33 protein-coding genes are annotated in these 20,727 nt (G+C 51.2%); 4 read left to right on the forward strand and 29 right to left on the reverse strand.

Features of this window, described 5'->3' with window-relative positions; all coding sequences use genetic code 11:
- Positions 1-37 precede the first annotated feature (37 nt).
- The 29 genes from ACR42C_RS20735 to ACR42C_RS20875 all read right to left on the reverse strand — a co-directional run bounded on the left by ACR42C_RS20735 (position 38) and on the right by ACR42C_RS20875 (position 15,369).
- Positions 38-1,027: a DNA-directed RNA polymerase subunit alpha gene (locus tag ACR42C_RS20735; protein ID WP_002919219.1), complete on the reverse strand. Its 990-nt coding sequence runs from the start codon at positions 1,025-1,027 to the stop codon at positions 38-40.
- Positions 1,028-1,052: 25 nt separating this feature from the next.
- The gene (rpsD, locus tag ACR42C_RS20740; RefSeq protein WP_004868345.1) at positions 1,053-1,673 is read right to left on the reverse strand and encodes a 30S ribosomal protein S4; all 621 of its coding nucleotides are present in this window, start codon (positions 1,671-1,673) and stop codon (positions 1,053-1,055) included.
- 32 nt (positions 1,674-1,705) lie between these two features.
- Positions 1,706-2,095 carry a 30S ribosomal protein S11 gene (rpsK, locus tag ACR42C_RS20745; protein ID WP_003863312.1) on the reverse strand — a complete coding sequence of 130 codons (390 nt, stop codon included), beginning with the start codon at positions 2,093-2,095 and terminating at the stop codon, positions 1,706-1,708.
- Between the two features lie 16 nt (positions 2,096-2,111).
- Complete coding sequence (gene rpsM / locus ACR42C_RS20750) at positions 2,112-2,468, reverse strand: 30S ribosomal protein S13 (RefSeq protein ID WP_013099021.1); 357 nt, start codon at positions 2,466-2,468, stop codon at positions 2,112-2,114.
- A 146-nt stretch (positions 2,469-2,614) separates the two neighbouring features.
- The gene (gene rpmJ / locus ACR42C_RS20755) at positions 2,615-2,731 is read right to left on the reverse strand and encodes a 50S ribosomal protein L36 (protein WP_000868187.1); all 117 of its coding nucleotides are present in this window, start codon (positions 2,729-2,731) and stop codon (positions 2,615-2,617) included.
- A gap of 31 nt (positions 2,732-2,762) precedes the next feature.
- Entirely contained in the window at positions 2,763-4,094 is a 1,332-nt protein-coding gene (gene secY / locus ACR42C_RS20760; RefSeq protein ID WP_003863305.1) for a preprotein translocase subunit SecY, read from the reverse strand.
- Positions 4,095-4,101: 7 nt separating this feature from the next.
- Entirely contained in the window at positions 4,102-4,536 is a 435-nt protein-coding gene (rplO, locus tag ACR42C_RS20765; RefSeq protein WP_014885468.1) for a 50S ribosomal protein L15, read from the reverse strand.
- A 3-nt stretch (positions 4,537-4,539) separates the two neighbouring features.
- A complete protein-coding gene (gene rpmD / locus ACR42C_RS20770) occupies positions 4,540-4,719 on the reverse strand; it encodes a 50S ribosomal protein L30 (RefSeq protein ID WP_003863301.1) in 180 nt (59 codons plus the stop codon).
- 6 nt (positions 4,720-4,725) lie between these two features.
- Positions 4,726-5,226: a 30S ribosomal protein S5 gene (rpsE, locus tag ACR42C_RS20775; protein WP_003863299.1), complete on the reverse strand. Its 501-nt coding sequence runs from the start codon at positions 5,224-5,226 to the stop codon at positions 4,726-4,728.
- A 14-nt stretch (positions 5,227-5,240) separates the two neighbouring features.
- Positions 5,241-5,594, reverse strand: a complete 354-nt coding sequence (rplR, locus tag ACR42C_RS20780) for a 50S ribosomal protein L18 (RefSeq protein ID WP_003863297.1) — start codon at positions 5,592-5,594, stop codon at positions 5,241-5,243.
- A gap of 9 nt (positions 5,595-5,603) precedes the next feature.
- Entirely contained in the window at positions 5,604-6,137 is a 534-nt protein-coding gene (gene rplF, locus ACR42C_RS20785; protein ID WP_003863296.1) for a 50S ribosomal protein L6, read from the reverse strand.
- Positions 6,138-6,149: 12 nt separating this feature from the next.
- Positions 6,150-6,542, reverse strand: coding sequence for a 30S ribosomal protein S8 (gene rpsH, locus ACR42C_RS20790; RefSeq protein WP_006178918.1), 393 nt, complete (start codon positions 6,540-6,542; stop codon positions 6,150-6,152).
- 30 nt (positions 6,543-6,572) lie between these two features.
- Positions 6,573-6,878 (reverse strand): 30S ribosomal protein S14, encoded by a 306-nt coding sequence (gene rpsN / locus ACR42C_RS20795; RefSeq protein ID WP_003863291.1) that lies wholly within the window; start codon positions 6,876-6,878, stop codon positions 6,573-6,575.
- A gap of 14 nt (positions 6,879-6,892) precedes the next feature.
- Positions 6,893-7,432, reverse strand: a complete 540-nt coding sequence (gene rplE / locus ACR42C_RS20800) for a 50S ribosomal protein L5 (protein WP_001096202.1) — start codon at positions 7,430-7,432, stop codon at positions 6,893-6,895.
- 14 nt (positions 7,433-7,446) lie between these two features.
- Entirely contained in the window at positions 7,447-7,761 is a 315-nt protein-coding gene (gene rplX, locus ACR42C_RS20805) for a 50S ribosomal protein L24 (protein WP_003863287.1), read from the reverse strand.
- 10 nt (positions 7,762-7,771) lie between these two features.
- A complete protein-coding gene (gene rplN, locus ACR42C_RS20810; protein WP_002919748.1) occupies positions 7,772-8,143 on the reverse strand; it encodes a 50S ribosomal protein L14 in 372 nt (123 codons plus the stop codon).
- Between the two features lie 166 nt (positions 8,144-8,309).
- A complete protein-coding gene (gene rpsQ / locus ACR42C_RS20815) occupies positions 8,310-8,564 on the reverse strand; it encodes a 30S ribosomal protein S17 (RefSeq protein WP_008503489.1) in 255 nt (84 codons plus the stop codon).
- The gene (gene rpmC / locus ACR42C_RS20820; RefSeq protein WP_003863282.1) at positions 8,564-8,755 is read right to left on the reverse strand and encodes a 50S ribosomal protein L29; all 192 of its coding nucleotides are present in this window, start codon (positions 8,753-8,755) and stop codon (positions 8,564-8,566) included. Before rpmC ends, rpsQ begins: the two co-directional genes overlap by 1 nt.
- On the reverse strand, positions 8,755-9,165 hold the full coding sequence (gene rplP, locus ACR42C_RS20825) for a 50S ribosomal protein L16 (RefSeq protein ID WP_002919759.1): 411 nt from the start codon (positions 9,163-9,165) through the stop codon (positions 8,755-8,757). Before rplP ends, rpmC begins: the two co-directional genes overlap by 1 nt.
- Before the next feature lie 12 nt (positions 9,166-9,177).
- Positions 9,178-9,879: a 30S ribosomal protein S3 gene (gene rpsC / locus ACR42C_RS20830; protein ID WP_000529945.1), complete on the reverse strand. Its 702-nt coding sequence runs from the start codon at positions 9,877-9,879 to the stop codon at positions 9,178-9,180.
- Between the two features lie 17 nt (positions 9,880-9,896).
- Positions 9,897-10,229 (reverse strand): 50S ribosomal protein L22, encoded by a 333-nt coding sequence (gene rplV / locus ACR42C_RS20835; protein WP_002919773.1) that lies wholly within the window; start codon positions 10,227-10,229, stop codon positions 9,897-9,899.
- A gap of 14 nt (positions 10,230-10,243) precedes the next feature.
- A complete protein-coding gene (gene rpsS / locus ACR42C_RS20840; protein WP_001138117.1) occupies positions 10,244-10,522 on the reverse strand; it encodes a 30S ribosomal protein S19 in 279 nt (92 codons plus the stop codon).
- 16 nt (positions 10,523-10,538) lie between these two features.
- On the reverse strand, positions 10,539-11,360 hold the full coding sequence (gene rplB / locus ACR42C_RS20845) for a 50S ribosomal protein L2 (RefSeq protein ID WP_000301859.1): 822 nt from the start codon (positions 11,358-11,360) through the stop codon (positions 10,539-10,541).
- Positions 11,361-11,377: 17 nt separating this feature from the next.
- A complete protein-coding gene (gene rplW, locus ACR42C_RS20850; protein ID WP_000617546.1) occupies positions 11,378-11,680 on the reverse strand; it encodes a 50S ribosomal protein L23 in 303 nt (100 codons plus the stop codon).
- Positions 11,677-12,282: a 50S ribosomal protein L4 gene (rplD, locus tag ACR42C_RS20855; RefSeq protein WP_000424395.1), complete on the reverse strand. Its 606-nt coding sequence runs from the start codon at positions 12,280-12,282 to the stop codon at positions 11,677-11,679. Before rplD ends, rplW begins: the two co-directional genes overlap by 4 nt.
- Positions 12,283-12,292: 10 nt before the next feature.
- Complete coding sequence (gene rplC / locus ACR42C_RS20860; protein ID WP_003863274.1) at positions 12,293-12,922, reverse strand: 50S ribosomal protein L3; 630 nt, start codon at positions 12,920-12,922, stop codon at positions 12,293-12,295.
- A gap of 32 nt (positions 12,923-12,954) precedes the next feature.
- Positions 12,955-13,266 carry a 30S ribosomal protein S10 gene (gene rpsJ / locus ACR42C_RS20865; RefSeq protein WP_001181005.1) on the reverse strand — a complete coding sequence of 104 codons (312 nt, stop codon included), beginning with the start codon at positions 13,264-13,266 and terminating at the stop codon, positions 12,955-12,957.
- Between the two features lie 244 nt (positions 13,267-13,510).
- Complete coding sequence (locus ACR42C_RS20870) at positions 13,511-13,915, reverse strand: hypothetical protein (protein ID WP_395313386.1); 405 nt, start codon at positions 13,913-13,915, stop codon at positions 13,511-13,513.
- Positions 13,912-15,369 carry a peptidoglycan-binding domain-containing protein gene (locus tag ACR42C_RS20875; RefSeq protein ID WP_479984511.1) on the reverse strand — a complete coding sequence of 486 codons (1,458 nt, stop codon included), beginning with the start codon at positions 15,367-15,369 and terminating at the stop codon, positions 13,912-13,914. Before ACR42C_RS20875 ends, ACR42C_RS20870 begins: the two co-directional genes overlap by 4 nt.
- A gap of 144 nt (positions 15,370-15,513) precedes the next feature.
- Here ACR42C_RS20875 and ACR42C_RS20880 point away from each other — a divergent pair, with 144 nt between their 5' ends.
- Genes ACR42C_RS20880 through gspF form a run of 4 tightly spaced genes read left to right on the forward strand, consistent with a single transcriptional unit; the run spans position 15,514 to position 20,722 of the window.
- Positions 15,514-16,074 (forward strand): type II secretion system protein N, encoded by a 561-nt coding sequence (locus tag ACR42C_RS20880; RefSeq protein ID WP_479984512.1) that lies wholly within the window; start codon positions 15,514-15,516, stop codon positions 16,072-16,074.
- Positions 16,075-18,054, forward strand: coding sequence for a type II secretion system secretin GspD (gspD, locus tag ACR42C_RS20885; RefSeq protein WP_479984513.1), 1,980 nt, complete (start codon positions 16,075-16,077; stop codon positions 18,052-18,054). It begins immediately after the preceding gene.
- Entirely contained in the window at positions 18,051-19,523 is a 1,473-nt protein-coding gene (gene gspE, locus ACR42C_RS20890) for a type II secretion system ATPase GspE (protein ID WP_320719749.1), read from the forward strand. Before gspD ends, gspE begins: the two co-directional genes overlap by 4 nt.
- On the forward strand, positions 19,523-20,722 hold the full coding sequence (gene gspF / locus ACR42C_RS20895) for a type II secretion system inner membrane protein GspF (RefSeq protein WP_479985214.1): 1,200 nt from the start codon (positions 19,523-19,525) through the stop codon (positions 20,720-20,722). The genes gspE and gspF overlap by 1 nt, the downstream gene beginning before the upstream one ends.
- Positions 20,723-20,727 lie beyond the last annotated feature (5 nt).

Consider the following 20,727-nt stretch of genomic DNA (forward strand, 5'->3'; position numbering starts at 1 on the left):
CTTATCCTTCTCAGTAAAACCTTAACCTGTGATCCGGTTACTCGTCAGCAATGCTTGCCGGTGGCCAGTTTTCCAGGCGCATGCCCAGAGACAGACCACGTGAAGCCAGCACGTCTTTAATCTCGGTAAGAGATTTTTTACCCAGGTTCGGCGTTTTCAGCAACTCAACCTCGGTACGCTGTACCAGATCACCGATATAGTGGATAGCTTCTGCCTTGAGGCAGTTAGCAGAGCGGACAGTCAATTCGAGATCGTCAACAGGGCGCAGCAGGATCGGATCGAATTCTGGTTTCTCTTCTTTCACTTCTGGCTGACGTACATCACGTAAGTCAACGAAAGCTTCCAGTTGTTCTGCCAGGATGGTTGCCGCACGACGAATCGCCTCTTCAGGATCGATTGTGCCGTTGGTTTCCATTTCGATGACCAGCTTGTCCAGGTCGGTACGCTGTTCTACACGCGCTGCTTCAACATTGTAGGCAATACGCTCTACAGGGCTGTAGCATGCGTCGACCAGCAGACGGCCGATTGGGCGCTCATCTTCTTCCGAATGAATTCGGGCAGAAGCCGGCACATAACCACGACCGCGCTGAACTTTGATACGCATGCTAATAGCTGCGTTCTCATCGGTCAGGTGGCAGATCACGTGCTGCGGCTTGACGATTTCAACATCACCGTCGTGGGTGATGTCGGCTGCAGTCACAGGGCCAATGCCAGATTTATTCAGAGTAAGAATAACTTCATCTTTACCCTGAACTCTCACCGCCAGCCCTTTCAGGTTGAGCAGGATTTCAAGGATATCTTCCTGAACGCCTTCTTTGGTGCTGTACTCATGAAGTACACCATCAATCTCAACCTCGGTCACCGCGCAACCCGGCATCGATGAGAGCAGAATACGGCGCAGTGCGTTACCCAGAGTATGGCCAAAGCCACGCTCTAAAGGCTCAAGGGTCACCTTGGCGTGCGTCGAACTCACTTGCTCGATATCTACCAGGCGCGGTTTTAGAAACTCTGTCACAGAACCCTGCATTGTGTCCTCTCTTTGGTACTAAGCTTTACTTGGAGTAAAGCTCGACGATCAGGTGTTCGTTAATGTCCGCAGACAGATCAGAACGCTCAGGCTGACGCTTGAACGTACCTTCCATCTTGCCAGCATCAACTTCCAGCCAGGTTGGCTTTTCACGCTGCTCAGCCAGCTCCAGAGCGGCCTTCACGCGAGATTGCTTTTTCGCTTTCTCACGAATGCTAACAACGTCATTCGCTTTAACCTGATAAGAAGCGATGTTAACAACACGACCGTTTACCATGATTGCTTTGTGGCTAACCAGCTGACGTGATTCAGCACGAGTAGCGCCGAAGCCCATACGGTATACAACGTTGTCCAGACGACCTTCCAGCAGAGCCAGCAGGTTTTCACCCGTGTTGCCTTTCAGACGTGCTGCTTCTTTATAGTAGTTACGGAACTGACGCTCCAGCACACCGTACATACGGCGAACTTTTTGCTTTTCACGCAACTGCACACCATAGTCAGACAGACGCGGTTTACGCGCACCGTGCTGGCCAGGAGCTTGTTCAATTTTACACTTGGTATCGATCGCGCGAACGCCAGACTTAAGGAATAAGTCGGTGCCCTCACGACGGCTCAGCTTGAGCTTAGGACCCAAATATCTTGCCATTTTCTATCTCCAACTAACCTAAAAAACGAGCGTTATACGCGACGTTTTTTCGGCGGACGACAACCGTTATGAGGGATCGGAGTCACATCAGTAATATTAGTGATGCGGAAACCAGCGGCGTTCAGAGCGCGAACAGTAGATTCACGACCCGGACCCGGACCTTTAACCATAACTTCCAGATTCTTGATGCCGTATTCTTTTACGGCTTCAGCGCAACGCTCTGCTGCAACCTGAGCTGCGAACGGAGTGGATTTGCGAGAACCACGGAAACCGGAACCACCGGCTGTTGCCCAACCCAATGCGTTACCCTGACGATCAGTAATAGTAACGATGGTGTTGTTGAAAGAAGCATGGATATGAGCCACGCCGTCAGAGACTTGTTTTCTTACACGTTTACGTGCACGAACTGGTGCCTTTGCCATTATTCAATCACCCCGATTATTTCTTGATCGGTTTGCGCGGACCCTTACGGGTACGTGCGTTGGTCTTAGTACGCTGACCGCGCACTGGCAGACCACGACGATGACGCAAACCGCGATAGCAACCAAGATCCATCAGGCGCTTGATGCTCATGCTGATTTCACGGCGCAGATCACCTTCAACGACAAATTTGGCAACTTCGTCACGCAGCGTGTCGATTTGTCCTTCAGACAGCTCACTGATCTTAACATCTTCAGCGATACCCGCTGCAGCCAGGATGGCTTTAGAACGGGTCTTGCCGATGCCGTAGATCGAAGTTAATGCGATCACAGCATGTTTCTGATCAGGAATGTTAATGCCTGCTATACGGGCCACTATGCACTCCTACTATTTAATATGTACGCACCATGCTGAAAAGCCCGTTTTCAGGATACTCAAATGGAAACGTACAGACATACAAAAGATTGGCTGGCTAATCTAGCCAGCTCAACCCAACTTTGCAAGAAAAATATGCGAAATAATCAGCCTTGGCGCTGTTTATGCTTCGGCTCGGCACTGCAAATCACACGGATGACACCATCACGCTTAACGATTTTGCAGTTACGGCATAATTTCTTGACGGAAGCACGAACTTTCATTTTTACTCTCCGTAACTTCTCAGGCGACCAATTAGCGGCCGTAGCCTTTCAGGTTCGCCTTCTTCAATGCAGACTCATACTGACTGGACATCATCAGAGTTTGCACTTGAGCCATAAAGTCCATAATCACGACAACAACGATAAGCAGTGAGGTCCCACCGAAGTAGAACGGTACTTTCATTGCATCACGCATGAACTCCGGGATCAGGCAGATAAAAGTAATATAAAGCGCACCAACCAAAGTCAGGCGGGTCATTACTTTATCGATATACTTCGCCGTTTGCTCTCCCGGACGAATTCCTGGTACAAATGCACCGGACTTCTTCAGGTTATCTGCTGTTTCACGCGGGTTGAAGACCAACGCCGTGTAGAAGAAACAGAAGAAGATGATCGCAGACGCATAGAGTAACACATAAAGTGGTTGCCCAGGCTGCAAATACAGCGAAATTGTTGTCAGCCAGTTCCAACCAGTACCGCCCCCGAACCATGACGCGATGGTTGCCGGGAACAGAATAATACTGGAAGCGAAGATAGCCGGGATAACCCCCGCCATATTCACTTTCAGCGGTAAATGTGTGCTCTGTGCAGCATAGACACGACGACCTTGCTGACGTTTAGCGTAGTTCACCACAATGCGGCGTTGACCACGTTCAACGAAGACAACAAAGAACGTCACTGCAAATACTAATACTGCAACCAACAGCAACAGGAGGAAGTGCAGGTCGCCTTGACGCGCTTGCTCGATAGTATGGGCGATGGCCGGCGGGAGTCCCGCAACGATACCGGCGAAGATAATGATTGAGATACCGTTACCGATACCACGCTCAGTAATCTGTTCGCCGAGCCACATCAGGAACATAGTCCCTGTGACCAGACTAACAACAGCGGTGAAATAGAATGCAAAGCCTGGGTTTAATACCAGGCCCTGCATACCAGGCATATTCGGCAGACCGGTAGCAATACCGATCGACTGGAATATTGCCAGCACCAGAGTACCGTAACGGGTGTACTGACTAATCTTACGACGTCCAGACTCCCCTTCTTTCTTCAGCTCTGCCAGGGCCGGATGAACGACCGTCAGCAGCTGGATAATAATAGATGCCGAAATGTACGGCATAATACCCAGTGCAAAGATAGAAGCACGGCTGAGAGCACCACCAGAGAACATGTTGAACATTTCAATGATGGTGCCTCGCTGTTGCTCAAGCAGTTTGGCAAGTACAGCGGCATCGATACCAGGGATCGGAATAAAAGAGCCAATACGGAACACAATCAGCGCGCCGATAACAAACAGCAGTCTGCGTTTCAGCTCGCCAAATCCACCTTTGGCACTTTGAAAATCTAATCCCGGTTGCTTAGCCATCTGCTACTTATTCCTCAATTTTACCGCCAGCAGCTTCGATAGCAGCACGAGCACCTTTAGTAACACGCAGGCCACGAACAGTTACCGGAGTAGAAACTTCACCAGACAGGATCACTTTCGCGAACTCGATCTGAATACCGATAATGTTAGCCGCTTTCAGCGTGTTCAGGTCTACAACGCCGCCTTCAACTTTCGCCAGGTCAGACAGACGGATTTCCGCTGTGATCGCTGCTTTGCGAGAGGTGAAGCCGAACTTCGGCAGACGACGGTACAGTGGCATCTGGCCACCCTCGAAACCGCGACGTACGCCACCGCCAGAACGAGAGTTCTGACCTTTGTGACCACGACCACCGGTTTTGCCGAGGCCAGAACCGATACCACGACCCAGGCGTTTACCCGCCTTTTTAGAGCCTTCGGCCGGAGACAGAGTATTTAAACGCATCTCTTACTCCTCAACTTTAACCATGAAGTAAACCGCGTTGACCATACCACGAACAGCAGGAGTATCCTCGCGCTCAACGGTATGACCAATACGACGCAGACCCAGGCCAAGCAGCGTTGCCTTGTGTTTCGGCAGACGACCGATTGCACTGCGGGTTTGAGTGATTTTAATAGTCTTTGCCATGGTCAATTACCCCAGAATTTCTTCAACGGATTTACCACGCTTGGCAGCGACCATTTCTGGAGAATTCATATTTTCCAGGCCATCAATAGTTGCACGAACCACGTTGATCGGGTTGGTGGAACCATATGCTTTAGCCAGTACGTTATGAACCCCAGCAACTTCCAGAACGGCGCGCATTGCACCACCGGCGATGATACCGGTACCTTCTGAAGCTGGCTGCATGAATACACGAGAACCCGTGTGAACACCTTTAACTGGGTGCTGCAGGGTGCCGTTGTTCAGCGCGACGTTAATCATATTGCGACGGGCTTTTTCCATCGCTTTCTGGATCGCTGCTGGAACTTCACGCGCTTTACCGTAACCAAAACCAACGCGACCATTACCATCACCCACTACAGTCAGAGCTGTGAAGGAGAAAATACGACCACCTTTAACGGTTTTAGATACGCGGTTTACCGCGATCAGCTTTTCCTGCAGTTCGCCAGCCTGTTTTTCGATGTGAGCCATCTTACACCTCTACCTTAGAACTGAAGGCCAGCTTCACGGGCAGCATCTGCCAGTGCCTGGACACGACCATGATATTGGAACCCGGAACGGTCAAAGGAAACATTGCTGATGCCTTTTTCCAGAGCGCGTTCTGCAACAGCTTTACCTACAGCTGCAGCGGCGTCTTTGTTACCGGTGTACTTCAATTGTTCTGAGATAGCTTTTTCTACAGTAGAAGCAGCTACCAGAACTTCAGAACCGTTCGGTGCAATTACCTGTGCGTAAATATGACGCGGGGTACGATGTACCACCAGGCGAGTTGCACCCAGCTCTTTGAGCTTGCGGCGTGCGCGGGTCGCACGACGGATACGAGCAGATTTCTTATCCATAGTGTTACCTTACTTCTTCTTAGCCTCTTTGGTACGCACGACTTCGTCGGCGTAACGAACACCCTTGCCTTTGTAAGGCTCAGGACGACGGTAGGCGCGCAGATCTGCTGCAACCTGGCCGATCAGCTGTTTATCAGCGCCTTTCAGCACGATTTCAGTTTGAGTCGGACATTCTGCAGTGATACCGGCCGGCAGCGGATGCTCAACAGGGTGTGAGAAGCCCAGAGACAGGCCTACTGCATTCCCTTTGATAGCTGCACGATAACCTACACCAACCAGCTGAAGCTTTTTAGTGAAGCCTTCGGTAACACCAACAACCATTGAGTTCAGCAGGGCACGCGCGGTACCAGCCTGAGCCCATCCATCCACGAAACCATCACGTGGACCGAAGGTCAGAGCGTTATCTGCATGTTTAACTTCAACAGCTTTGTTGAGGGTACGAGTCAGCTCGCCGTTTTTACCTTTGATCGTAATAACCTGACCGTCGATTTTTACATCAACGCCGGCAGGAATAACGACCGGTGCTTTAGCAACACGAGACATTCTTTCCTCCGATTAGGCTACGTAGCAGATAATTTCGCCACCAAGACCAGCCTGGCGCGCTGCACGATCAGTCATAACACCTTTAGAGGTAGAAACAACTGCGATACCAAGGCCAGCCATAACTTTTGGCAGCTCATCTTTTTTCTTATAGATGCGCAGGCCTGGGCGGCTGACACGCTGAATGCTTTCTACAACAGCTTTACCCTGGAAATACTTGAGAGTAAGTTCCAGTTCCGGCTTGGTGTCGCCTTCAACTTTAAAATCTTCGATAAAACCTTCTTCCTTCAGCACGTTGGCAATTGCCACTTTCAGCTTGGCGGAAGGCATGGTGACCGCAACTTTGTTCGCGGCCTGACCGTTACGGATACGGGTCAGCATATCCGCGATCGGATCTTGCATGCTCATCTGTCTTTACTCCCGTGATTCAATTGGTAATTACCAGCTAGCCTTTTTCAAGCCTGGCACTTCACCGCGCATGGCGGCTTCACGCAGTTTGATACGGCTCAACCCAAACTTGCCCACATAACCATGTGGACGACCTGTTTGACGACAGCGGTTACGCTGACGAGACGGGCTGGAATCACGCGGCAGAGACTGCAGCTTGAGAACCGCATTCCAACGATCTTCGTCGGAAGCGTTCACATCAGAAATGATCGCTTTCAGTTCAGCGCGTTTAGCGAAGAATTTATCAGCTAAAGCTACGCGCTTTACTTCGCGTGCTTTCATTGATTGCTTAGCCATTCAGTAACCCTACCTTACTTGCGGAACGGGAAGTCAAAGGCAGCCAGCAGAGCACGGCCTTCTTCGTCAGATTTCGCAGTAGTGGTAATGGTAATATCCAAACCACGCACGCGGTCGACTTTATCGTAGTCGATTTCTGGGAAGATGATCTGCTCACGGACACCCATGCTGTAGTTACCACGACCGTCGAAAGACTTCGCGGACAGGCCACGGAAGTCACGGATACGTGGAACAGCAATAGTGATCAGGCGCTCAAAGAACTCCCACATGCGTTCGCCACGCAGAGTTACTTTACAGCCGATCGGATAGCCCTGACGGATTTTGAAGCCTGCAACAGATTTGCGTGCTTTGGTGATCAGCGGTTTTTGACCGGAGATTGCTGTCAGATCAGCTGCTGCGTTATCCAGCAGTTTCTTGTCAGCGATCGCTTCACCAACACCCATGTTCAGGGTGATCTTCTCGACCCGAGGGACTTGCATGACAGAATTGTAGTTAAACTCGGTCATGAGTTTCTTAACTACTTCGTCTTTGTAGTAATCATGCAGTTTCGCCATCGTACTACTCCAAATTACTTGATAGTTTCGCTGTTAGACTTGAAGAAACGGACTTTTTTGCCGTCTTCGAATCTAAAGCCTACACGGTCAGCCTTGCCGGTAGCCGCATTGAAGATTGCAACGTTAGAAACCTGAATAGCAGCTTCTTTTTCAACGATGCCGCCTGGTTGGTTCAGGGCCGGAACCGGCTTCTGATGTTTCTTAACCAGGTTGATACCTTCAACGACAAGTTTGCCGGAAGACAGAACATTTTTTACTTTACCGCGTTTACCTTTATCTTTACCGGTTAACACGATAACTTCGTCATCACGACGGATTTTCGCTGCCATGATTCGCTCCTTAGAGTACTTCTGGTGCCAGAGAGATAATTTTCATGAACTTCTCAGTACGAAGTTCACGAGTTACCGGCCCAAAGATACGCGTGCCGATAGGCTGCTCGCTGTTATTGTTTAAAATAACGCATGCATTACCATCGAAGCGAATGACAGAACCGTCAGGGCGACGAACACCCTTCTTGGTGCGCACCACTACCGCCTTCAGCACATCACCTTTTTTGACCTTACCACGTGGAATTGCTTCCTTGATGGTGATCTTGATGATGTCGCCTACGCCTGCGTAGCGACGGTGCGAGCCACCCAGAACCTTGATACACATTACGCGACGTGCACCGGAGTTGTCGGCGACGTTCAGCATAGTCTGTTCTTGGATCATTTTAGTGCTCCGCTAATGTCAACTACTACCTGAGACTCTAAAATCAGAGCCGTTAAAAAGCCCCATATCGAGGGCGCGGCATTATAACACCGCTTCTGCAATATGGGTAGAAAAAATAAACGGCTCATCGCTGAGCCGTTTATTCGTATTGAGAAGGCGTACTGTATTACAGAACCGCTTTCTCTACAACGCGAACCAGCGTCCAGGACTTAGTCTTGGACAGTGGACGGCATTCACGGATTTCAACCTTGTCGCCGATACCACATTCGTTGTTCTCGTCATGTACGTGCAGTTTGGTCGTACGCTTGATGAATTTACCGTAGATCGGGTGTTTCACAATACGTTCGATAGCTACAACAATGGATTTCTCCATTTTGTCGCTAACAACACGACCTTGCAGAGTACGGATTTTATCGGTCATTACGCACCCGCCTTCTGAGTCAGTAAAGTCTTAACGCGTGCAACATTGCGACGCACTTGCTTCAGCAGGTGAGTCTGTTGCAGCTGGCCACTTGCAGCCTGCATACGCAGGTTGAACTGCTCACGCAGCAGGTTCAGCAGCTCAGCGTTCAGCTCTTCAACGCTTTTTTCACGCAGCTCTTTTGCTTTCATTACATCACCGTCTTAGTTACAAAGGTGGTTTTGATAGGCAGTTTCGCTGCTGCCAGGCCGAAGGCTTCACGGGCCAGCTCTTCCGGAACACCGTCCATTTCATAAAGGACTTTGCCCGGTTGGATCAAGGCAACCCAGTACTCCACGTTACCTTTACCTTTACCCATACGAACTTCCAGCGGCTTCTCGGTGATCGGTTTGTCCGGGAATACACGGATCCAGATCTTACCTTGACGCTTAACTGCACGGGTCATTGCACGACGTGCTGCTTCGATCTGACGTGCAGTCAGACGACCACGGCCAACAGCTTTCAGACCGAAAGTGCCGAAGCTAACATCCGTACCCTGCGCCAGACCACGGTTGCGGCCTTTGTGCACTTTACGGAATTTTGTACGCTTTGGTTGTAACATCAGCGACGCTCCTTATTTACGGCCTTTACGCTGCTGCTTTTTAGGTTGAGCAGCCGGTTTTTCCGGTTGTTCAACAGCAGCCATACCACCCAGGATCTCACCTTTGAAGATCCATACCTTAACGCCGATTACACCGTAAGTGGTGTGCGCTTCAGAGGTGTTGTAGTCGATGTCAGCACGCAGAGTGTGCAGCGGTACGCGACCTTCACGGTACCATTCGGTACGTGCGATTTCCGCGCCGCCCAGACGGCCGCTAACTTCAACTTTGATACCCTTAGCGCCCAGACGCATTGCGTTCTGTACAGCACGCTTCATAGCACGACGGAACATAACACGACGTTCCAGCTGAGAAGTGATGCTGTCAGCAACCAATTTAGCGTCCAGTTCAGGCTTACGAACTTCAGCGATATTGATCTGTGCAGGAACGCCAGCGATATCCGCTACGACCTTGCGCAGTTTTTCTACGTCTTCGCCTTTCTTACCGATAACGATGCCAGGACGAGCAGTGTGAATAGTCACACGGATGCTCTTAGCTGGACGCTCGATAACGATACGAGATACAGACGCTTTAGCCAGTTCCTTAGTCAGGTACTGACGTACTTTAAAATCGCTGTCCAGGTTGTCAGCGAATTCTTTGGTGTTCGCAAACCAGGTAGAGTTCCATGGTTTTACAATACCCAGGCGAATACCATTAGGATGTACTTTCTGACCCATTGCTAGTCTCCAGAGTCTCAGCGATCGGACACAACCACAGTAATGTGGCTGGTGCGCTTCAGGATGCGATCTGCACGACCTTTCGCACGCGGCATAATGCGCTTCATGCTTGGGCCTTCATCTACGAAAATTTTCGCGACTTTCAGATCGTCGATGTCAGCGCCATCGTTGTGTTCAGCGTTAGCAATGGCAGATTCCAGTACTTTCTTGACCAATACCGCAGCTTTCTTGTTGGTATAGGTCAGGATGTCCAGGGCCTGCGACACTTTCTTACCGCGAATCAGGTCAGCAACAAGGCGAACCTTCTGTGCAGAAGAACGAGCATGGCGATGTTGAGCTAAAGTTTCCATCTCTTCCTCCTACCTTATTTCTTCTTCGCTTTTTTATCAGCAGCGTGGCCGCGATAAGTACGAGTCGGTGCGAATTCACCCAGTTTGTGACCAACCATTTCGTCGGTAACAAAGACTGGAACGTGCTGACGACCATTATGGACAGCGATGGTCAAACCGATCATGTTAGGAAAGATCGTTGAACGACGGGACCAAGTGCGCAGGGGCTTCTTGTCTCCGCTTTCCACCGCTTTCTCTACCTTCTTCAGCAAGTGCAGGTCAATAAAAGGACCTTTCTTGAGAGAACGTGGCATGGCTTATCCTCTAAAATTATTTGCTACGGCGACGTACGATAAATTTATCAGTACGCTTGTTGCTGCGGGTCTTCTTACCTTTGGTCTGAACGCCCCACGGAGTTACCGGGTGCTTACCAAAGTTACGACCTTCACCACCACCATGTGGGTGATCGACTGGGTTCATCGCAGTACCGCGAACGGTAGGACGAACACCACGCCAGCGTGCAGCACCAGCTTTACCCAGAACGCGCAGCATATGCTCAGCATTGCCAACTTCGCCCAGAGTAGCGCGGCAGTCTGCTTCAACTTTACGCATTTCACCAGAACGCAGACGCAGGGTGACATAAGCACCATCACGCGCAACGATCTGAACGTAAGTACCAGCGGAACGTGCCAGCTGACCGCCTTTACCTGGTTTCATTTCTACGTTATGAACGGTAGAACCAACCGGGATATTGCGCATCGGCAGGGTGTTGCCTGCTTTGATTGCAGCATCAACGCCAGACTGAATCTGGTCGCCAGCTTTCAGGCCTTTAGGGGCCAGGATGTAACGGCGCTCGCCATCTTTGTACAGAACCAGCGCGATGTTCGCGGAACGGTTCGGATCGTACTCAAGACGCTCAACAACTGCTGGGATACCGTCTTTGTTGCGTTTGAAGTCAACAATACGATAAGCCTGCTTGTGGCCACCACCGATGTGACGAGTGGTGATACGGCCATTGTTGTTACGACCACCGGATTTGCTGTTTTTTTCCAGCAACGGAGCAAAAGGTTTGCCCTTGTGCAGCTCAGGGTTAACCACTTTAACTACGTGGCGACGACCCGGAGATGTCGGTTTACATTTAACAACTGCCATTGTATTACTCCTCCGACTTACTCAGCGCCGCCAACGAAGTCCAGATTCTGGCCTTCTTTCAGGGTGACGTAAGCTTTTTTCCAGTCGCTACGACGACCGATACGCTGTCCGTGACGTTTAACTTTCCCTTTAACTACCAGGGTGTTAACGACTTCGACTTCGACTTCAAACAGTTTCTGCACAGCAGCTTTGATCTCTGCTTTGGTCGCGTCTTTAGCAACTTTGAGAACGATGGTGTTTGTTTTTTCCATCGCAGTAGACGCTTTTTCAGAAACGTGCGGTGCGCGAAGCACCTTCAGCAGACGTTCTTCACGAATCATGCCAGCATCTCCTCAACTTGCTTAACAGCATCAGCAGTCATTACGACTTTGTCGAAGGCGATCAGGCTAACCGGGTCGATACCAGTCGCATCGCGTACGTCAACCTTGTGCAGGTTACGTGCGGCCAGGAACAGGTTCTCGTCCAGCTCACCGGTGATGATCAGCACATCTTCCAGAGCCATGTCTTTCAGTTTCTGTGCCAGCAGCTTAGTTTTAGGCGCTTCAACAGAGAACTTCTCGACAACGATCAGACGATCCTGACGTACCAGTTCGGACAGGATGCTTTTCAGCGCGCCGCGGTACATCTTTTTGTTAACTTTTTGACTGTGGTCCTGTGGACGCGCAGCGAAGGTCACGCCACCTGAACGCCAGATCGGGCTCTTGATAGAACCTGAACGCGCACGGCCGGTACCTTTCTGGCGCCATGGCTTTTTGCCAGAACCAGTTACTTCAGCACGAGTCTTCTGAGCACGAGTACCCTGACGAGCACCAGCTGCATAAGCAACAACAACCTGGTGAACCAGCGCTTCGTTGAAATCACGACCGAAGGTAGTTTCGGAAACAGTCAGCGCGCTCTGCGCGTCTTTCAATACTAATTCCATTGCTATCCCCTTACGCCTTCACAGCTGGTTTAACGATCAGGTCGCTACCGGTTGCACCCGGGACCGCACCTTTAACCAGCAGCAGGTTGCGCTCAGCGTCAACACGTACTACGTCCAGGCTCTGAACGGTTACACGTTCGTTACCCAGCTGACCTGCCATTTTCTTGCCTTTGAACACTTTGCCCGGAGTCTGGTTCTGACCGATAGAACCCGGAACGCGGTGAGACAAGGAGTTACCGTGAGTAGCGTCCTGGGTACGGAAGTTCCAGCGCTTAACGGTACCAGCAAAACCTTTACCTTTAGAGGTACCGGTTACGTCAACTTTTTTAACGTCAGCAAACAGCTCAACGCTAATGTCCTGACCTACGGTGAACTCTTCGCCTTCAGCAAGACGGAATTCCCACAGACCACGGCCAGCTTCTACGCCAGCTTTAGCGAAGTGACCCGCTTCTGGTTTGGTTACACGGTTAGCTTTTTTAGCACCAGTGGTAACCTGAATAGCGCGGTAGCCATCGTTAGCCAGATCTTTAACCTGAGTAACGCGGTTTGCTTCAACTTCGATTACGGTTACTGGGATAGAAACGCCATCTTCAGTGAAGATGCGGGTCATACCCACTTTTTTACCGACTAAACCAATCATTGTTTCAACCTCTCAATCGCTCGATGACCTGATTAACCCAGGCTGATCTGCACGTCTACACCGGCAGCCAGATCCAGACGCATCAGAGCATCAACGGTTTTCTCAGTTGGCTCAACGATGTCAACCAGACGCTTGTGAGTGCGGATTTCGTACTGATCGCGCGCGTCTTTGTTGACGTGCGGGGAGATCAGAACGGTGAAGCGCTCTTTGCGGGTCGGCAGCGGGATCGGACCACGGACTTGCGCACCAGTGCGCTTAGCAGTCTCGACGATTTCCGCGGTTGATTGATCGATCAGACGATGATCAAACGCTTTAAGGCGGATACGGATTCTTTGGTTCTGCATGAGACCAGAGCTCCAATTATTTTATAAACGAAAATGATTACTCCTCAAACCCATTACGATTGATGGGAGAGTGTAACCGTTCTTACGTAGCTCCCCAATTGGGAGCATTGTTGAGTAACAAAATGAGCTACTCTGGTTCTGATTGAACCCGCCGTCAATTACGACAAGCCCGCGCATTATACGTATTTGCCGCATTATTGCAAGCTAACTGTGTCGATAATAATCAACCACGGGTTAGCCGGGCTTACTTACTGTCAATTTCTGCCATCGCCTGCTTTACCCGCGCCTCAAGCGAGGTGTTATCATGCTGCCTGTTGTAAGTAGATACATCTTCATCAGCCTCGTCCTCGTCTGTTTGAGCAGCGGCCGAGTCAGCCTCCTCCTCATTCTCTTCAGGCACAGGTTCCGGCAGCGGCTTTTGTTTATAGATGAAATGCTCCTTCGAAAGGACATAATGTTGTGCTGCTGGAGTGATTGACGGCGAGCACCAGAGCCAGTTGCGCACGTAATAGCCCGCCAGAATAAAGAGGAAAAGATAGCCGATGCTGCCGATAAACATGAGTGCGAGGCGAACTAGCGTGCGACGCTGGTGCCCCGGCGCAGGCTCAAAAGCCACCTGCCGGGCCGAGCAATAGAGTCTGAACATCATTTCGTCTCCTGTTCCCGAAGTAATTCGGGGCTTTCACCCAACGCCTGCCAAAGCCGTATCAGCGTCCCCTGGCCGATCATGCCGTCGGTTACCAGGTGGTTTTGAGACTGAAACTGGCGTACCTTTTCGGTGAGCAGCCCCGTCCATTCACCAGTATTCTCGGCCTCGGTATTCAGCACGCGGCTAAGCATGATATCCAGCCATAGAATGTCGTCGACGCTGCTTTTGCGGGTAATCATAGACTTGCCGTCGGGAGACAGTTTCCACATTAAGGTGTAATGCCCGCGCCAGACCTCGTTAAACCAATCCTTTCTGAGGCGCCAGGTTTTTTGCCCCGCCAATGCAATAAGCTCGCTGTCGCTTACGCCGATAATTACCACCGGTACGATCTTTTCAGCAACGTGCAGTTGCGCAATCCACGGAACCCCCAGTTTCTCCAGCGCCTCCTGCGTCGAAGTACCCGACAGGCAGGTTAAATTTGCACGGTAGGCCTGATCGCACCACGCTTCTCCCTTTTCGGCATCGTAGCCCCAGACGTGATACAAAAGTCCCATCGCATCCTGAGTCGACATGATCTCATCTGTCAGATCGACCTGGCTGGCGTCAGCATGCGAAGGCAAAACCAGAAACGGCGATGAAAATGTCGGAAACCAGTGGGATAAGGTATTGGCAGAAGACCAGCCTACGGCCATCCCCGCAGTAGCCAGCAGAACGAATGTAAAGAAACACGCCAGACGATTACGACGTGCGGGTAAACAACGGAGTACCGCTCGTTGTGCATCCTGGGTTATCTCCAGCGGAAACGCTGCATCAGGGGGTATAACCTGGCGAAGACACCATCCGGCTCTTGCCAACAGACGAAGATTTCCCCTACTTACGCTGGCGATCCGGTTAATAAACGACACCGGTAACGCAGAATCTATACCAGCATGACAGACGATAACGTGCTCACTCTCCTCCCGAGTGGGTTGAGGGATAGACAACCACACAGGCTGTCTGCATACCGCTTGACGACGCTGCCGGGGGGTAAACGCTCCCAACGTAACGAAACGTGCGCCAGGAAAAATAGCCTTAACCTGCTGGACCGTGCTAGCAAAATGCGTGAGGCAATGACAATTGTCGAGAACAATCAGAAGCGCTCCTTCCGATCCGGTATGCAATTCGCTCAGAAGGCTGGGCCACGCCGCAGTAACCGGAAGTAACCGTCCAATCAGATTGCAGTCGGCCTCGCTGTCATAAATCACCGTCCATTCCTGTCGGTATCCGCTAACGTTGACGGGAGTAAGCATCAGCGCACGTCCGGCAAAAGACCTCGCCATAGCCAATCCAATAGTGGTTTTCCCTGCGCCGCTTATCCCTTCGATGGCGAGCCACGCCTCGCGTTGCAGGGTTTCGAGACCATAAGAAATAATATGTTTCTGCCGAGGAGTAAGAATATTATTTATTTCATCCATGAATAATCACATAATTGTATATTATCGTTTTCCTAAAATGACTGTCAGCAAAGTAAATATCTTGCCGCCTCACCGGCGCAATTATATTATCCAGCATATTAACAGTGAAGCAGAATTACGCCACAGCATTTTAATAAAGTCATCATGATTACAAAGAACATATTCCTGAAGCATGAGCAGCTTTTACAGCATACATTTGTTTTATTAATATTCATCAGCATCATGATCACATTTAGTTCAATCTATATTTCGTATAGTAAATGGCATAATAATCGACAATTAGCGCAAGAGTCGCAGATTGCCTTGCCGTTTTTACGTACGCCCTCTACACAGGCCTGGCGTCTCTCCGCGCAGCCTGCGGCAGTTTTCCAGCCTGCCGCAACGAAAAGTCACTTAGATGTTTTTTTATCAGGGGTAATATTGAGCGGAATTATATTTAGCTCTCACAATGACGCCTCACGAGCTATCCTCAAAGAAGGATCGCAGCAGAATATTTATGCGATAAATCAGTCGCTACGTTCGGAGCCATCAGTACACATCGTTGCGATTACGAAAAATCAGGTAATTTTTTCTCGTGCAGGAAAGATAAAGCAATTATCGCTGCTGAAATCCGCATCTCACGAGAACCTGGCGCGCGCCTCAACGCCTGCATTGACTGATAATCCACACTCTAATACGCAGTTCCAGGATGTTAAGGAAAACTAAATGGAGCGAATTACGCCCCGCTTTCTTTTAAAGAGCATTTCACTCGTACTGTTGATCTCCCTATGCGGCCAACCGGCGCAGGCTGCCAATTACACGGCCAATTTTAACGACGCGGATATCCGTTCTTTTGTCGATGTCGTCGGGCAAAACATCGGTAAAACCATTCTTATAGATCCCGATGTGAAAGCCACCATCTCAATCAGAAGCGCCGATACCTTCAATGAAGCCGAGTATTATCAATTTTTCTTGAGCGTCCTCGATCTGTATGGATTCTCTATCATCACGCTCGATAACGGTTTTTTAAAGGTCGTACGTTCGGAAAAGGTCAAAGCGCTGCCCGGCAGGCTTTCGTCTAGCGACCGACCAGGTCAGGGCGATGAATTAGTGACACGCATTGTGCCGCTGGAAAATGTTCCTGCACGCGCGCTCTCACCTCTTCTTCGCCAGATGCTCGAAGGCGGTAAGGTGGGTAATGTGGTTCATTATGAACCATCGAATGTACTCATCATCACCGGTAAAGCATCTACCGTTAATCGTCTGTTTGAGGTCGTAAAGCGGGTAGACGTCATGGGCAGCGAGAAAGAACAAATAATCCCCCTTCGCTATGCCTCCGCTGTCGACCTGGCAGACGTGTTAAACGATCTATCACGCGAGAGCGGCAAAGAGACCAGACCCGCCACGTTACAGGCACGTATTGTTGCCGACAAACGCAGCAATACCCTTATCATCAGCGGCTCTGACCGTGCACGTGCGCGTATCTCGCAACTGGCTTCCAGACTGGATCGCGAAGAACAGGGACAGGGGAATACCCGCGTCTGGTATCTGAAGTATGCCAAAGCCGAGAAGCTGGTCGAGGTACTGACCGGCATTTCACAAAAGCTAAAAGAGGATAAAAGCGCAGCGGGAAAAACGGCCGACAGCAATACCTCCGTTTCTATAACTGCGGATGAGCAGACCAACTCGCTGGTAATCACGGCCAATCAGAGCATACTGCAGCAGCTGGCGCCGGTCATTGAGAAACTGGATATCCGCCGCGCTCAGGTTCTTGTCGAAGCGATTATCGTTGAAGTACAGGACGGGAAAGGAATGAACCTTGGCGTGCAATGGGCGAATAAAAACGTCGGTGCCCAGCAGTTCAGCAATTCGGGCCTGCCGATATTTAACGCCGCGCAGGGGATCGATGAATTTAAAAAACAGGGTGGTATTACCAGCGATAACCCCGCTTACAATCTCTTCAGCAACTATAGCGGCCTGGCAGCTGGCTTCTTCAACGGCGACTGGGCAGTGCTCCTTACTGCGCTGAGCTCCGATAATAAGAACGATATTTTATCCACGCCGAGCATTGTCACTCTGGATAACAAAGAAGCCTCCTTCAACGTCGGTCAGGATGTGCCGGTGCTTTCTGGCTCACAAACCACCTCCGGCGATAACGTGTTCAACACGGTTGAACGTAAAACGGTGGGCACCAAGCTGAAGGTAACACCACAAATCAACGAAGGCGATGCCGTACTGATGGAGATTGAGCAGGAGGTATCAAGCGTTGACTCCTCCGCAAACTCGTCATCGCTCGGCCCAACCTTTAATACGCGTACTATCCAGAACGCGGTTCTGGTGAAAAGCGGCGAAACGGTGGTGCTTGGCGGCTTGATGGATGATGCCAGTAAGCAAGAAGTCTCTAAGGTCCCGCTGCTGGGCGACATCCCGTTGATTGGACAGTTGTTCCGTTATACCTCCAATGAAAAGAGCAAACGCAATCTGATGGTGTTTATCCGTCCTACCATCATTCGCAGTGACGATGTGTATCGTTCGCTCTCGCAAGAGAAATACTCACGCTTCAGCGATCTGCAAAAAGAACGGAAGACAAAACGTGACGGCACACTGCCAGGCGTCGATGATATTGAGCAGCTAGATAGCCACATTTTCGACAAACCGGCTAACCCGCGCACCAGCAATCCTTTTAGCGGCCCGGACGAAAAATGACACAGCTCACCTGGCGAAAGGCGCAGCAGCAGGGAGTCGTTATCCATCACGGCGAGCTGATCTATGCCGATGATACGCAGTTAGAGCCGCTACTGGACGCCGCCACTTCTGGGGTGGAATGTCGAACATTCACTCGCCTGTCACCGCAGCAGTTTGAAGAGAGACTGGAGCAGATTTTCCAACAGGACAGTGGTACCGCCCAGCTGATCGCTGAAGATCTCAATAACTCGGACGACCTTAATGCACTCTCGGAGGAGATACCTACAAACGAAGACCTCCTCAATGAAGAGTCTGACGCGCCCGTAATCCGGCTTATCAACGCCGTACTGGGCGAAGCAATTAAAGAACATGCTTCCGATATCCACATCGAAGTGTTTGAAAAGACAATGAGCATTCGCTTTCGTGTGGACGGCGTCTTGCATCCCGTTGTTCAGCCTAATAAAAAACTAGCCTCGCTGCTCATCTCGCGCATTAAGGTGATGGCGAAACTGGATATCGCCGAGAAACGTTTGCCTCAGGACGGGCGTATCACACTAAAGATTGGTCATCGTAACATTGACGTCCGAGTCTCAACCCTCCCCTCTCAGCACGGTGAACGCGTGGTGCTTCGCCTGCTGGATAAAAGCAGCCTGCGGCTTTCCATCGACAGGCTGGATATGTCGCCCGACGATGCCGACAATCTTAAACGCCTGATCGCCCTGCCGCACGGCATAATCCTGGTCACCGGGCCGACGGGCTCAGGTAAGAGCACCACGCTCTACGCCATCCTCTCCGCACTGAATAATCCGGGGCGCAATATTCTCACGGTTGAAGATCCAATCGAATACGAACTGGAGGGTATTGGTCAGACGCAGGTGAACAGCCGTGTGGATATGTCTTTTGCCCGCGGGCTTCGCGCCATCCTGCGTCAGGATCCGGATGTGGTGATGGTGGGTGAGATACGCGATGGTGAAACTGCCCAGATTGCAGTACAGGCCTCGCTGACAGGCCACCTTGTCTTATCGACGTTACACACCAATAGCGCCGCAGGTGCAATCACCCGCCTGCGGGATATGAACATTGAGCCGTTTTTACTCTCCTCCTCGCTGGTGGGCATTATTGCGCAGCGGCTGGTGCGGCGACTGTGCCCGCATTGTAAAACGTCGCATCCCCTCACTGATGCACAGCGGGCACTGCTGCAGGCGCAAGGGGCTAACGCCAGGCAACTCTGGCAAGCAAAGGGGTGTCCGGCCTGCCGCCACAGCGGCTATCACGGGCGGCTGGCCATCCACGAGCTGTTGCTGATTACATCTGAACTGCGCGCTGCGATCCATGAAGAGGCAAACGAACAGCGGCTGGAACAGCTTCGCCAGCAGCGGCACCACAGCCTGCTTGCTAACGGCGTGCGGGTGGCCGTTGAAGGGCTCACCTCGCTTGAAGAGGTCTTGCGCGTCACGTCGGAAGCGCAGATCACACCGGAGAATCTGTGATGAAATTTTTCTGGCAGGCAACAGACCTTCAGGGTAACGCGACAAAAGGCACACTGGACGCGCAAAGCGAGCGAGAAGTGGTCGCCTGGCTGCGTGGTCAGGGCTTGCTTCCGCAGGTAATCCGGTCGCAAAAAGTCTCGAGGACGTTGCGATGGTCAACCAAACGTATCCGCCACAGCGAGCTAACCCTTTTTACCCGACAGCTCGCTACGCTTGTCGCCGCCGCACTACCACTGGATGAGGCGCTGGCGGCTATTCAGCAGCAAAAAGAGAACAAAAATCTATCGACGATCATTAACGCACTACGCCAGGCCATTCTCGAAGGACAATCCCTCTCCACAGCGATGCAATCGCACCCGCGCCTGTTCGACGCGGTATTTTGTACGCTGGTAAAAGCGGGGGAAACGGTGGGACAACTCGGGAAAGTGCTTGAAAGACTCGCAGATTACAACGAAGCACGACAGAGGATGCGCGGCAAACTAATGCAGGCGCTGATCTACCCCACCCTGTTAACGACGGTCGCTATCCTGGTGGTAGCGATTCTGCTCACAACGGTAGTGCCCAAAGTCGCCGAACAGTTTGTTCATCTGCAGCACGCCCTACCGCTTACAACCCGCATTCTTCTGGCTATCAGTGGAGCGCTGTCTACTTACGGTCCGGTACTCCTGCTAAGCCTCGTGCTGGCGGCAACATTATTTGTCCGCTGGCTGCGAAAAAAGGGCAATCGCCTGCGTTTTCATCGGGCGTTGATCACCGTTCGCCTGACGGCGCCGCTGGTATGCGCCGTCAATAGCGCGCGCTATTTGCGCGCCTTAAGCATCCTCAACGGTAGCGGTGTCCCACTGTTACAGGGGATGTCGCTTGCGGCCGAGGGGGTGAGCAATCTGGAGATCCGCCAGCGCCTGGCTGAAGCCGCCGAAAGTGTACGGCAGGGAAACAGCGTCTGCCGCTCGTTAGAAAAGACCGCCATTTTCCCGCCCATGATGCTGTATATGATTGCCTCGGGTGAAAAAAGTGGTCAGCTCGGCGAGCTCATGCAGCGGGCCACCGAAAACCAGGACGTTCAGTTACAAAATCGCATCGCGATAACGCTGGCCATCTTTGAGCCCGCGCTGATCGTTATAATGGCAATGATTGTTCTGTTTATCGTCGTATCGGTGATGCAACCCATCTTGCAGCTCAACTCGTTAATGAACTAAGGAAA

Source organism: Enterobacter sp. MG-EB028, assembly GCF_056673305.1.

Excerpts from the sequence above, each read along its gene's own strand:
- ACR42C_RS20735 (WP_002919219.1), bottom strand. The coding sequence starts at position 1,027 with ATGCAGGGTTCTGTGACAGAGTTTCTAAAACCGCGCCTGGTAGATATC.
- rpsD (WP_004868345.1), bottom strand. The coding sequence starts at position 1,673 with ATGGCAAGATATTTGGGTCCTAAGCTCAAGCTGAGCCGTCGTGAGGGC.
- rpsK (WP_003863312.1), bottom strand. The coding sequence starts at position 2,095 with ATGGCAAAGGCACCAGTTCGTGCACGTAAACGTGTAAGAAAACAAGTC.
- rpmJ (WP_000868187.1), bottom strand. The coding sequence starts at position 2,731 with ATGAAAGTTCGTGCTTCCGTCAAGAAATTATGCCGTAACTGCAAAATC.
- secY (WP_003863305.1), bottom strand. The coding sequence starts at position 4,094 with ATGGCTAAGCAACCGGGATTAGATTTTCAAAGTGCCAAAGGTGGATTT.
- rplO (WP_014885468.1), bottom strand. The coding sequence starts at position 4,536 with ATGCGTTTAAATACTCTGTCTCCGGCCGAAGGCTCTAAAAAGGCGGGT.
- rpmD (WP_003863301.1), bottom strand. The coding sequence starts at position 4,719 with ATGGCAAAGACTATTAAAATCACTCAAACCCGCAGTGCAATCGGTCGT.
- rpsE (WP_003863299.1), bottom strand. The coding sequence starts at position 5,226 with ATGGCTCACATCGAAAAACAGGCTGGCGAACTGCAGGAAAAGCTGATC.
- rplR (WP_003863297.1), bottom strand. The coding sequence starts at position 5,594 with ATGGATAAGAAATCTGCTCGTATCCGTCGTGCGACCCGCGCACGCCGC.
- rplF (WP_003863296.1), bottom strand. The coding sequence starts at position 6,137 with ATGTCTCGTGTTGCTAAAGCACCGGTCGTTATTCCTGCCGGCGTTGAT.
- rpsH (WP_006178918.1), bottom strand. The coding sequence starts at position 6,542 with ATGAGCATGCAAGATCCGATCGCGGATATGCTGACCCGTATCCGTAAC.
- rpsN (WP_003863291.1), bottom strand. The coding sequence starts at position 6,878 with ATGGCTAAGCAATCAATGAAAGCACGCGAAGTAAAGCGCGTAGCTTTA.
- rplE (WP_001096202.1), bottom strand. The coding sequence starts at position 7,432 with ATGGCGAAACTGCATGATTACTACAAAGACGAAGTAGTTAAGAAACTC.
- rplX (WP_003863287.1), bottom strand. The coding sequence starts at position 7,761 with ATGGCAGCGAAAATCCGTCGTGATGACGAAGTTATCGTGTTAACCGGT.
- rplN (WP_002919748.1), bottom strand. The coding sequence starts at position 8,143 with ATGATCCAAGAACAGACTATGCTGAACGTCGCCGACAACTCCGGTGCA.
- rpsQ (WP_008503489.1), bottom strand. The coding sequence starts at position 8,564 with ATGACCGATAAAATCCGTACTCTGCAAGGTCGTGTTGTTAGCGACAAA.
- rpmC (WP_003863282.1), bottom strand. The coding sequence starts at position 8,755 with ATGAAAGCAAAAGAGCTGCGTGAAAAAAGCGTTGAAGAGCTGAACGCT.
- rplP (WP_002919759.1), bottom strand. The coding sequence starts at position 9,165 with ATGTTACAACCAAAGCGTACAAAATTCCGTAAAGTGCACAAAGGCCGC.
- rpsC (WP_000529945.1), bottom strand. The coding sequence starts at position 9,879 with ATGGGTCAGAAAGTACATCCTAATGGTATTCGCCTGGGTATTGTAAAA.
- rplV (WP_002919773.1), bottom strand. The coding sequence starts at position 10,229 with ATGGAAACTTTAGCTCAACATCGCCATGCTCGTTCTTCTGCACAGAAG.
- rpsS (WP_001138117.1), bottom strand. The coding sequence starts at position 10,522 with ATGCCACGTTCTCTCAAGAAAGGTCCTTTTATTGACCTGCACTTGCTG.
- rplB (WP_000301859.1), bottom strand. The coding sequence starts at position 11,360 with ATGGCAGTTGTTAAATGTAAACCGACATCTCCGGGTCGTCGCCACGTA.
- rplW (WP_000617546.1), bottom strand. The coding sequence starts at position 11,680 with ATGATTCGTGAAGAACGTCTGCTGAAGGTGCTTCGCGCACCGCACGTT.
- rplD (WP_000424395.1), bottom strand. The coding sequence starts at position 12,282 with ATGGAATTAGTATTGAAAGACGCGCAGAGCGCGCTGACTGTTTCCGAA.
- rplC (WP_003863274.1), bottom strand. The coding sequence starts at position 12,922 with ATGATTGGTTTAGTCGGTAAAAAAGTGGGTATGACCCGCATCTTCACT.
- rpsJ (WP_001181005.1), bottom strand. The coding sequence starts at position 13,266 with ATGCAGAACCAAAGAATCCGTATCCGCCTTAAAGCGTTTGATCATCGT.
- ACR42C_RS20870 (WP_395313386.1), bottom strand. The coding sequence starts at position 13,915 with ATGATGTTCAGACTCTATTGCTCGGCCCGGCAGGTGGCTTTTGAGCCT.
- ACR42C_RS20875 (WP_479984511.1), bottom strand. The coding sequence starts at position 15,369 with ATGGATGAAATAAATAATATTCTTACTCCTCGGCAGAAACATATTATT.
- ACR42C_RS20880 (WP_479984512.1), top strand. The coding sequence starts at position 15,514 with ATGATTACAAAGAACATATTCCTGAAGCATGAGCAGCTTTTACAGCAT.
- gspD (WP_479984513.1), top strand. The coding sequence starts at position 16,075 with ATGGAGCGAATTACGCCCCGCTTTCTTTTAAAGAGCATTTCACTCGTA.
- gspE (WP_320719749.1), top strand. The coding sequence starts at position 18,051 with ATGACACAGCTCACCTGGCGAAAGGCGCAGCAGCAGGGAGTCGTTATC.
- gspF (WP_479985214.1), top strand. The coding sequence starts at position 19,523 with ATGAAATTTTTCTGGCAGGCAACAGACCTTCAGGGTAACGCGACAAAA.